The sequence below is a fragment of the Burkholderia sp. Ax-1720 genome, from assembly GCF_011753035.1.
Taxonomy (GTDB): domain Bacteria; phylum Pseudomonadota; class Gammaproteobacteria; order Burkholderiales; family Burkholderiaceae; genus Burkholderia; species Burkholderia gladioli.
The window spans coordinates 1-8,467 of the sequence record NZ_VWWK01000239.1 but is presented as its reverse complement, the minus strand read 5'-3'; the positions used below and the strand labels follow the sequence as shown (position 1 = coordinate 8,467).

The 8,467-nt window shown below is 72.3% G+C and carries 7 protein-coding genes; all 7 read right to left on the bottom strand.

Going from position 1 to position 8,467, the window contains the following annotated elements; all coding sequences use genetic code 11:
- Positions 1-127 precede the first annotated feature (127 nt).
- A complete protein-coding gene (locus tag F3J18_RS33790) occupies positions 128-1,975 on the bottom strand; it encodes an acyl-CoA dehydrogenase (protein ID WP_025101066.1) in 1,848 nt (615 codons plus the stop codon).
- Complete coding sequence (locus F3J18_RS33785; RefSeq protein WP_166916443.1) at positions 1,972-3,081, bottom strand: hypothetical protein; 1,110 nt, start codon at positions 3,079-3,081, stop codon at positions 1,972-1,974. The genes F3J18_RS33790 and F3J18_RS33785 overlap by 4 nt, the downstream gene beginning before the upstream one ends.
- On the bottom strand, positions 3,078-4,667 hold the full coding sequence (locus F3J18_RS33780) for an acyl-CoA ligase (AMP-forming), exosortase A system-associated (protein ID WP_166916441.1): 1,590 nt from the start codon (positions 4,665-4,667) through the stop codon (positions 3,078-3,080). Before F3J18_RS33780 ends, F3J18_RS33785 begins: the two co-directional genes overlap by 4 nt.
- A gap of 30 nt (positions 4,668-4,697) precedes the next feature.
- On the bottom strand, positions 4,698-5,993 hold the full coding sequence (locus F3J18_RS33775) for a PLP-dependent decarboxylase (RefSeq protein WP_166916440.1): 1,296 nt from the start codon (positions 5,991-5,993) through the stop codon (positions 4,698-4,700).
- The gene (locus F3J18_RS33770; RefSeq protein ID WP_029951202.1) at positions 5,983-6,972 is read right to left on the bottom strand and encodes a 3-oxoacyl-ACP synthase; all 990 of its coding nucleotides are present in this window, start codon (positions 6,970-6,972) and stop codon (positions 5,983-5,985) included. The genes F3J18_RS33775 and F3J18_RS33770 overlap by 11 nt, the downstream gene beginning before the upstream one ends.
- Before the next feature lie 2 nt (positions 6,973-6,974).
- A complete protein-coding gene (locus tag F3J18_RS33765; protein ID WP_025101061.1) occupies positions 6,975-7,961 on the bottom strand; it encodes a ferritin-like domain-containing protein in 987 nt (328 codons plus the stop codon).
- A partial coding sequence (locus tag F3J18_RS33760; protein ID WP_166916438.1) for a hypothetical protein occupies positions 7,958-8,467 on the bottom strand: 510 nt, incomplete at its 5' end. The genes F3J18_RS33760 and F3J18_RS33765, both read right to left, overlap by 4 nt.

Below are 8,467 nucleotides of genomic sequence, written 5' to 3'. Positions count from 1 at the left end.
GGTGCCGCGGTGGCGCGTGGCCGGGCGGCCCAGCAGGTTGCGCGGCGCCTCGGCGGGCGCGGCTTCGCCGGCGGGCACGGCGGTGGGCGAGTCGGGCGTGTCGGGACTGTCGAGTGGGGTGGCCATCTCAGTCCGCCTGTACCAGTTCGTCGCTGCTGACCGCGATCGCCGCGTGGTCCATCGTCGCCAGCACGGCCGCGTGCTGGTGCACCACCGGCAGCACGTTGGCGAAGTAGTAGCGCGCGCTCTTGAGCTTGCCGCGATAGAAGGCCGCCTCGGCCGGCTCCATGCCGGCGTCGATCGCGGCCAGCCGGCGCGCGGCGATGCAGGCCGATTCGAGCAGCACCCAGGCCGAGGTCACTACCCCGAACATCTCCAGGAAGCGCGTGTAGAACTGGCTGCTGCGATGCGTGTGGCCGTCCTGCACGTCGCGCGCGATCTCGTCGAGCGAGGCGGCGATCGCGTCGGCGCCGGCACGCAGCGCGTCGAACAGCGGGCGCAGCTCGGCCGGCGTGTCGGGGCCGTGCTGCTGCACCAGGAACACGTCGAGTTCGTCGCGGTAGTACTGGATCAGCCGCGAATGGCGGCCGAAGCCGAGCTTGTCGCGCACCAGGTCCTGCGCCTGGATGTAGTTGGTGCCTTCCCAGATCGACAGGATCTTCACGTCGCGCGCGTTCTGCTCGACCGGGCTCGCGTCGGTATAGCCGAGCCCGCCGTGCACCTGGATCGCGGTCTCGCAGATGCGCCAGGCCTGGTCCGAGATGAAGGCCTTGCAGACCGGCGTGAGCAGCAGTTGCAGCTTGCGGTGCCGTTCGATCTCGTCGGGATCGGCGCCCGGGGTGGCTTCCAGCATCGCGGCGCGGGTCGCGGTGGCGGCCAGCTTGCCGAGCAGGCCGCGGCAGCCGTCGACGCGGCTCTTCATGTCGATCAGCATGCGCTGCACGTCGGCGTGCTCGATGATCGCCACGCGCGCGGCGCTGGTGTTCGAGGCTCGCTCGATCGGGCGGCCCTGCAGGCGGCGGCCCGCGTAGTCGACGGCGTGCAGGTAGGCGCTGGAGGCCACGCCCACGCCGAACATGCCGGTGCTCATGCGCGCCTGGTTCATCAGCGGCATCAGCTGCAGCAGCCCGACGTTGCGGCGTCCGCCGAGCAGCCAGCCGCGCGTGGTGCCGCCGCTGCCGAACACCAGGTGCGTGTTGGCGCAGCCCTTCAGGCCCATCTTGCGCGGCAGGCCGATGCATTCGACGTGGTTCGGCAGCAGCTCGCCGCTGTCCTCGTCGGGCCAGAAGCGCGGCACCACCAGGCAGGACAGCGAGAAGGAGTCTGGCGAGGCGGTATCGATGCGGCCCAGCACGAAGTACAGCGTGTTCTCGGTCAGCTCGTGCATGCCGGCCGAGATATAGACCTTCTCGCCCTCGAGCGCGTACAGGTCGCCCTCGAGCGGCCGGGCGCGCAGCGCCACCGCGGTCAGGTCGGTGCCGGCCTGCGGCTCGGTCGCGCAGAAGCAGGCATCCCAGCGATAGGCCTCGAGCGGCGCGATCAGGGTCTTCTGGTGCGGCGTGCCGTGCATCTGCAGCAGCTTGACGGCCGGCCGCGTGAAGCCGCCGTAGGTCATGAACGAGGGGTTCGCGCCCATGAACATCTCGTAGATCATCTGCGTGACGATCGGCGGCAGCCCCTGGGCGGAGCCGAACAGGGTGCCGGCCCACTCGTCGCGAAAGCGCGCCCACAGCGCGTGGAAATGCGAGGGGATGCGCACCTGGCCGTCCTCCAGCGTGCAGCCCTCGACGTCCGAGGGCTGGTAGCTGCGGCCCAGGTCGAGCGCGAAGTCGCGCGCGCGTGACAGCAGCGCGTCGACGTCGGCGCGGCTGTGCGAGGCATAGGGGCCGGTTTCCAGGAAGCGGCGGTCGGCCTCGAACAACTCCCAGAGGAAGAAGCGCAGCTCGCGCAGGCTCACCTTGTAGGCGCTCGTCATTGCAGGTCTCCCTCGATATCGAGGGCGGCCTCGAAGCCGCCCCTCACGTCGCAGACGGCCGCGGCGGCCGCGCCGTGCAGCGCCGCGTCCCAGACCAGCACGCTACGCTGCTCGTCCTCGTCGAGCGAGGCGGCCAGCCGGATCAGCGAGGCCGCCGATTCGGCCGAGGACAGATGGCCCGTCACCTCGTGCTGCACGCGCCGCGCGCAGGGCACGCCCACCGCGTCGGCCACCCGCATCGCGAAGGCCGGCCCGAAGCCGGGCGGCACGCACCAGTCGATGCTGGCCGGCTCGCGCCCGGCCGCGTTCAGCGCGCCGCGGATGGCGCGTGCCGCGATCGGCACCAGCGCATCGCCGAGCGCCTCGGGCGCGGTGTTCCAGGGATCGGCGATGGCCTCGCCGAATTCGAGCGCGAGGCCGCCGATGCTGCCCCAGGCGGTGAGCTCGGCATGCTCCGGCACCTGGGTGCCGCGTCGCACCAGCAGGGCCGCGGCCGCGTCGCTGTAGCCCACCAGCTCGCCGAACTGGCGGAAGAACGGATAGAGCCACTTGTCGCCGAGGATCACCAGGGCCTGGTCGTCCGGGCCGAGCAGCCCGCCCAGCAGCGACAGCGCGCCGTACCAGCCGAGCGTGCCGTTCTGGCCGAGCGCGAGCGGCATCACGCCTTGCAGGCCGAGGTCGTATTGCAGGCGGCCGACCACCGAATCGCCGATCGTCTCGTTGAGCGCGCTGCTGGCCAGGATCAGGTGGGTGGTGCGGGTCAGCAGTTCCGAGCCGAGCTGGTCGCGCAGGTCGAGCGCGGCATCGGCGGCCAGTTCGGACAGGCTGCGCCCGGCCGGCGCGATGCGCAGCGCGGGGCGGCCGCCCGGCGCGAGGCGCTCGCTCTCGTCGGCCGTCAGCGCGCCGTGTCCGCGCGGCCGCGCGAAACGCGCCTGCGGCAGCAGCAGGTGGCGGTAGCCGGGATGGCGTTCCTGCGCCTGGATCGCGTTGAACGGCGTGGCCGGCGGCAGCACCACCACGCCGCCGTAGAGCGCGAGCGTGTTGGTGTCGGCGGCCAGCGCCGCCGGCGCGGCCTGGCGGGTTGCTTCGAGCGTCGGCAGGGTCATGCGGGTGACTCCTCCAGATTCCGGGGATTGAATGCGTCGCGGTGCCGGGCCTTCAGGGTCGGCCGGTCGATCTTGCCGTTCGGGTTGCGCGGCAGCTCGGCCTGCTGCTCGATGGCGAGCGGCACCATGTAGGTGGGCAGCGCGTCGCGGCAGGCGCGCAGGATGTCGGCGCGGCAGTCGTCGGGCTCGAGCGTGGAGACCACCGAGGCCATGATCGCCTCGCCCAGGGTGGGATGCGGCACGCCGTAGACGGCCGCCTCGCGCACGTGCGGCAGCGCGAACAGCAGGTCCTCGACCTCGGTGGGGCTGACGCGATAGCCCGAGGTCTTGATCATGTCGTCGCCGCGCGCCACGAAGTACAGGTAGCCCTCGGCGTCGCGCCGCACGATGTCGCCCGACCAGACCGCCACGCCGGGGCGCGGCACCTGGCCGTGGCGCTGCGGCAGCGGCCGGAAGCGCTGCGCGGTCAGCTCGGGCTGGTTCCAGTAGCCGAGCGTGACGAAGGCACCGCGGTGCACCAGCTCGCCGGGCTCGTCGGCCTCGCATTCGCTGCCGTCGGGGCGCAGCACCAGGATCTCGGCGTTCGGCACCGCCTTGCCGATCGAGGCCGGCCGCGCGGCCACCTCGGACGGCGGCAGGTAGGTCGAGCGGAAGGCCTCGGTGAGGCCGTACATCAGGTAGGGCCGGGCGTTCGGGAACAGCGCCTGCAGCCGGTGCAGCAGCGGCGTGGCGAGATGGCCGCCGGTATTGGCGAAGCGGCGGATCCGCCGGCGCGCCGAATCGCTCCAGGCGGCCGGCTCGAGCTGCATCCAGAGCGGCGGCACGCCGGTGATCGAGGTCACGCCGCGCGCGTCGCAGTAGCGCGGCACCTCGGCCGGCTGCAGGAAGTCCAGCGGCGTGTAGCAGGCGCCCGCGGCCAGCGCGCTGCCGAGCTGCGAGAGGCCCGCGTCGAAGCTCAGCGGCAGCACGCCGAGGATCACGTCGCTGGCGTCGAGCTGCTGGTAGGCGGCCACGCTGGTGGCGCCCGACACGAGGTTGCGCTGCGAGACCACCACGCCCTTGGGCTTGCCGGTCGAGCCCGAGGTGTAGAGCAGGGCGGCCGGGTCGTCGTCGATCGCGTTCGGCGCGCGTTCGGCGGGGACTTCGGCGAGCGCGTCGTCGGGCGCGGCCGCCAGCGCCTCGGCCAGCGTTTCCATCAGCAGCACGCGTCCGGCGCCCACCCGCGCGGCGATCACCGGCAGGCGGCGGATGCGCTGCGCGCCGGTCACGAACAGGCTCGCGCCGCTGTCGGCCACGATGTGCTCGACCTGCGCCTCCTTCAGTTGCGGATTGATGGGGACGAAGATCGCGCCGAGCGCGTTGACGGCGAGGATCGCCACCACCGTCTCGTACTGCTTGGGCGCGTAGATCGCGACGCGCTCGCCCGCCGCGACGCCGAGCGAGGCCAGCACGGCCGCCGCGCGATCGACCGCGCGCAGCAGCTGGACATAGCTGACGTCGCGCGTGCCGTCGGCGTAGGCGAGATGGCCGGGCCAGCGGCGGGCGCCGTCGTCGAGCAGGTCGACCAGGCGGATCATGGCATTCATGGGCGGTCCTCTCAGTCTCGGGTTCGGGGTTCAGGCCGCGCGCACGTAGACGTGCGCCGCGTCGTGCGACAGGAAATGCGCCATCGAATAGCTGCGGTGATAGGCGCCGCAGCGCGGGAACACCGCCAGGTCGCCCGGCACCGGCGGCGCGCCGTGGTCGTCGCGGCCGATCACGTCGGCGCGGCTGCAGGTGCTGCCGACATAGAAGGTCGGCACGCCGCGCGGCTTGCCGCCGCCGCTGCCGTTGCCGTCACTGCCGCGGCCCTGGCGCACCAGCACCGGCGCGGCCAGCTTCTTCATCACGGCCTCGGTCTGCGCGAGCAGGAAGGCATGGCTGAGGCCGCCGTCGCAGACCGCGATGCTGCGATCGGCCCAGTGCTTGACGGCCACCACGCGCGTCACGAACAGGCCGCAGTCGGCGAAGATCGCGCGGCCCGATTCGTGGGCCAGCGACCAGTTGCCGGCCAGCGGCGCGATCGCCTCGCGATAGCGCGCGAAGGCCTCGGCGTGGCGATCCTCGCCCGCGCCGGAGGCCGGCCGGGCGGCTCCGTCGGCTGGGTTTGCGTCGTTTGCCTCGTTTGCCTCGCCTGCGTCGTGGCTGGCCGCGTCCTCGGCGAACCCGCCGCCCAGGCTCAGCGATTCGAGCGCCGCGCCGTTCGCGCCGGCCAGGTCGCGCGCCAGCGCCGCCAGCGCGTCCGGCAGCCCGAGCGTGTCCGGCGCGGCGGCGCCGGCGCGCGCGAAGCTGTGCGGGCCGGAGAACACATGCAACCCGGCCACCGGCAAGCCGGCCGCCTTCAGCGCGAGCACCGCCCGGTGGGCCTCGTTCGGCGTCATGCCGAAATGGTCGTGCCAGTTGGCGCGCGAGTGCACGCCGGCCAGCGCGCCCGCGTTCAGGCGCAGCAGCAGGCGCCCCACCTCGGCACCGCCGGCGCGGGCCTCCCTGGCCAGCGGCACGAAGCGCGCCACCGCGTCGAGGTTGTCGAGCACGAAGTGGCAGCGCGAGGCGAGCCCGGCGCGCATCAGGGTCTCGTCCATCGAGGGGTTGTTGAGGTAGCGCGGCGCCTTGATGCGGCCGATCACGATGTCGAGCTCGCCGCGGCTGGCCAGCTCGACGCCGTCCTCGTAGGCATGCGCGCTGCGCGCCAGCAGGTCCTGGTTCGGGTTCGCCTTCAGCGACACGATCAGCCGCGTGCCGAGCCGCGCCTTCAGTTGCCGGTAGCGCGCGATCGCCACTTCCGGGTCGTAGACGTAGCAGGGCGTGCGCAGCTCGGCGACGAAGCCGTAGTCGTCGGCCGGGGCGGCGCCCGGCGAGCGTTCAGGCGTCATGGCGGCCCACCGGGTGGAGCGTGACGGCCGCGTAGGCGCCACAGTTCGACTGCATCGCGCCAAGCACGCGCTCGCCGCGCGCCAGCGCGTCGAGTCCGGCGTCGGCCAGGTTGATCGCGAAATCCGAGCAGCAGGCATGGCCGTGCGCCAGGATGTTGGCCGCGTGCAGCCGCTCGGGCGCGATGCGCATCGCGCGGCACAGCGAATACCAGCCCGCCATGTCGGCGTTGTGCGGCAGCAGCAGGCCATAGGCCTCCAGCGGATGCGCCTCGAGCGCCACGGCCGCGTCGAGCACGCGCCGCGTGTAGGGCCATTCCAGCGCGATCATGTCGGCCTCGTTCTTGCTCACCGTGTCGGAGCCGCGCCACCACTTGGCATTGGTCTCCATCGCGATGCCGCCGAGCCGGTTGCGCCGGCAGTTGCGGGTGAGCAGCATCGCGGCGGCGCCGTCGCATTGCACGCCGCTGACCTGGCGCATGCGGTAATCCTCGCCGTAGACGCGGTCCGAGGAGACGATCACCGCCGCGTCGAGCGTCGGATGCTTGCGCATCAGCGCACGCACCACCTCGACGCCGGCGGCCACCGACACGCAGGCGAGCTGCGCCACCGAGCCGAGCCACAGCGGCGCGATGCCGTGATGCGAGGCCACCTCGTGCGGCAGGCTGCGCGGCGCCGGCGGCACGCTGAAGGGCTGGGTATGCACGTGCACGATCGCGCCGATGTCGGCGGCGGCGATGCCGGCCGTCTCGATCAGCTTGCCGACCGCCGCGATGGCCAGCTCGGTCTCGCCGATGTCGAGCGCCATGTGGAAGTAGCGGCTGCCCGAGCGCGCGATCGTGGCGGCCCGCTGCGCCGGGTAGTCGCGCTCGGCGGCCCATTGCTCGATGTCGACGGGCTCGCCCGGCAGCTCGTAGGCGCAGGCCTCGACGCCGGTCCAGAAATCGGCCGCGCCGGAAACGGAAGTCAGGGGCGTCGTCATGGTCAGTTGTTGAGCGGCATGGCCGCGTAGTCGAGGACGTTGAGCTTGGCGAAGGTGTCCTGCACGGCCGGCGAGAGCAGGCCCATCTCGCGGATGGTCGGCACCAGGCGCCGAAAGATCGAGCGGCGGATCGAGCTCGATACCGGCGACTCGCGCACCATCGCGCTGCATTCGCGCTTGGACAGGCCCATCGGTTCCCAGATGTCGTCGGCGCACAGATGCTCGTAGAGCACCGAGGCGCCCTCGCAGACGAACTGCTCGCGCTCGCGCCGCTCGGTGCCGTCCATCTCGGCATAGACGCGGCACAGGGTGATGCGGCCCACCGCGAAGTGGCGCGACTCGTCGCGCTGGATGCGCTGGAACAGGTCCTTGATGAACGGATCGGCGCTGTAGGCCACCACGCTCTGGAAGATCGACAGCGCAATGCCCTCCACCAGCACCTGCATGCCGAGGTTGGTCATGTCGAGCTGGTTGCTGGTGATGGTGTCCTGCAGCAGCGCGTGCAGCGAGCGGCTCATCGGGTAGCGCACGTCGAGCTTCTCGACCAGCTTCGCGTAGGCCTCCACGTGGCGCGCCTCGTCCATCACCTGGGCGGCCGCGCACAGGCGCGCCGACAGGCCGTCCTCGGCCGAGGCCAGCTTCGAGGCGCAGATCAGCGCGGCCTGCTCGCCGTGCAGGATCTGCGAGAGCAGCCAGCCCTGCGCGTGATGCCGGACCTCGCGCTTGTCGTGGTCCGACAGCTTGGCCCACAGCTCGGAGCCGTAGATCAGCAGCGTCGGGTCGGGCATGCCGAGCGGGTTGGCCGGGTCGAGCGCATGGCTCCAGTCGACGTCGCTGGCGACGTCCCACTGGGAGGCCTTGGCCTTCTCGTAGAGGCGGTTCAGCGCCTCCTCGCGCAGCGCGTAGTCGTTCGACATCAGCGCATCGACCGGCATCGGCCAGCGGATGTCGTTGTCGGTATCGGGCAGGACGGCAAGCGTGTCGGTCATGTCGTTTCCTTGGCGGCCGGATGGGCGCCGGGATCAGCGGGGTCGGGAATCGGGAAATCGCTGGCGAGCGGCGCGGGCAGGGCCTCGATCCGGATCGCGTGGGCGGGCCAGGCGCGCCGCAGCAATGCGTCGAGCGGGGCGGCCAGGTCCGCCTGCCAGAGCGCGCAGCGCAGCGTGTTGTCGCCGGCGAAATCGACGTCGCGGCGGATCCGGTCGCCGATCCACAGCGTCGGCCAGCCGCGCGCGGCGTCGCGTGCCGCCTCGTGGTACAGGTCCGCGCCGAGCAGCACCCAGGGCGCGAGCAGGGCGGCGGGCAGCACGCCCATGTAGGAGGCGCGCACCTCGACATGCAGGCGCAGCTCGTCGTGCACGGCCTCGCGCGCCTGCACGGCGAGCTCGGCGAGGAAGGCGAAGTGGCGCTCGTGGTCGAGCAGCACGCGGCGCGCGTCGTCGTCGTCGGGGCAGCCGGCCAGGCGCGTCGTGTCGGCGAAGGCGGCGGCCTCGGC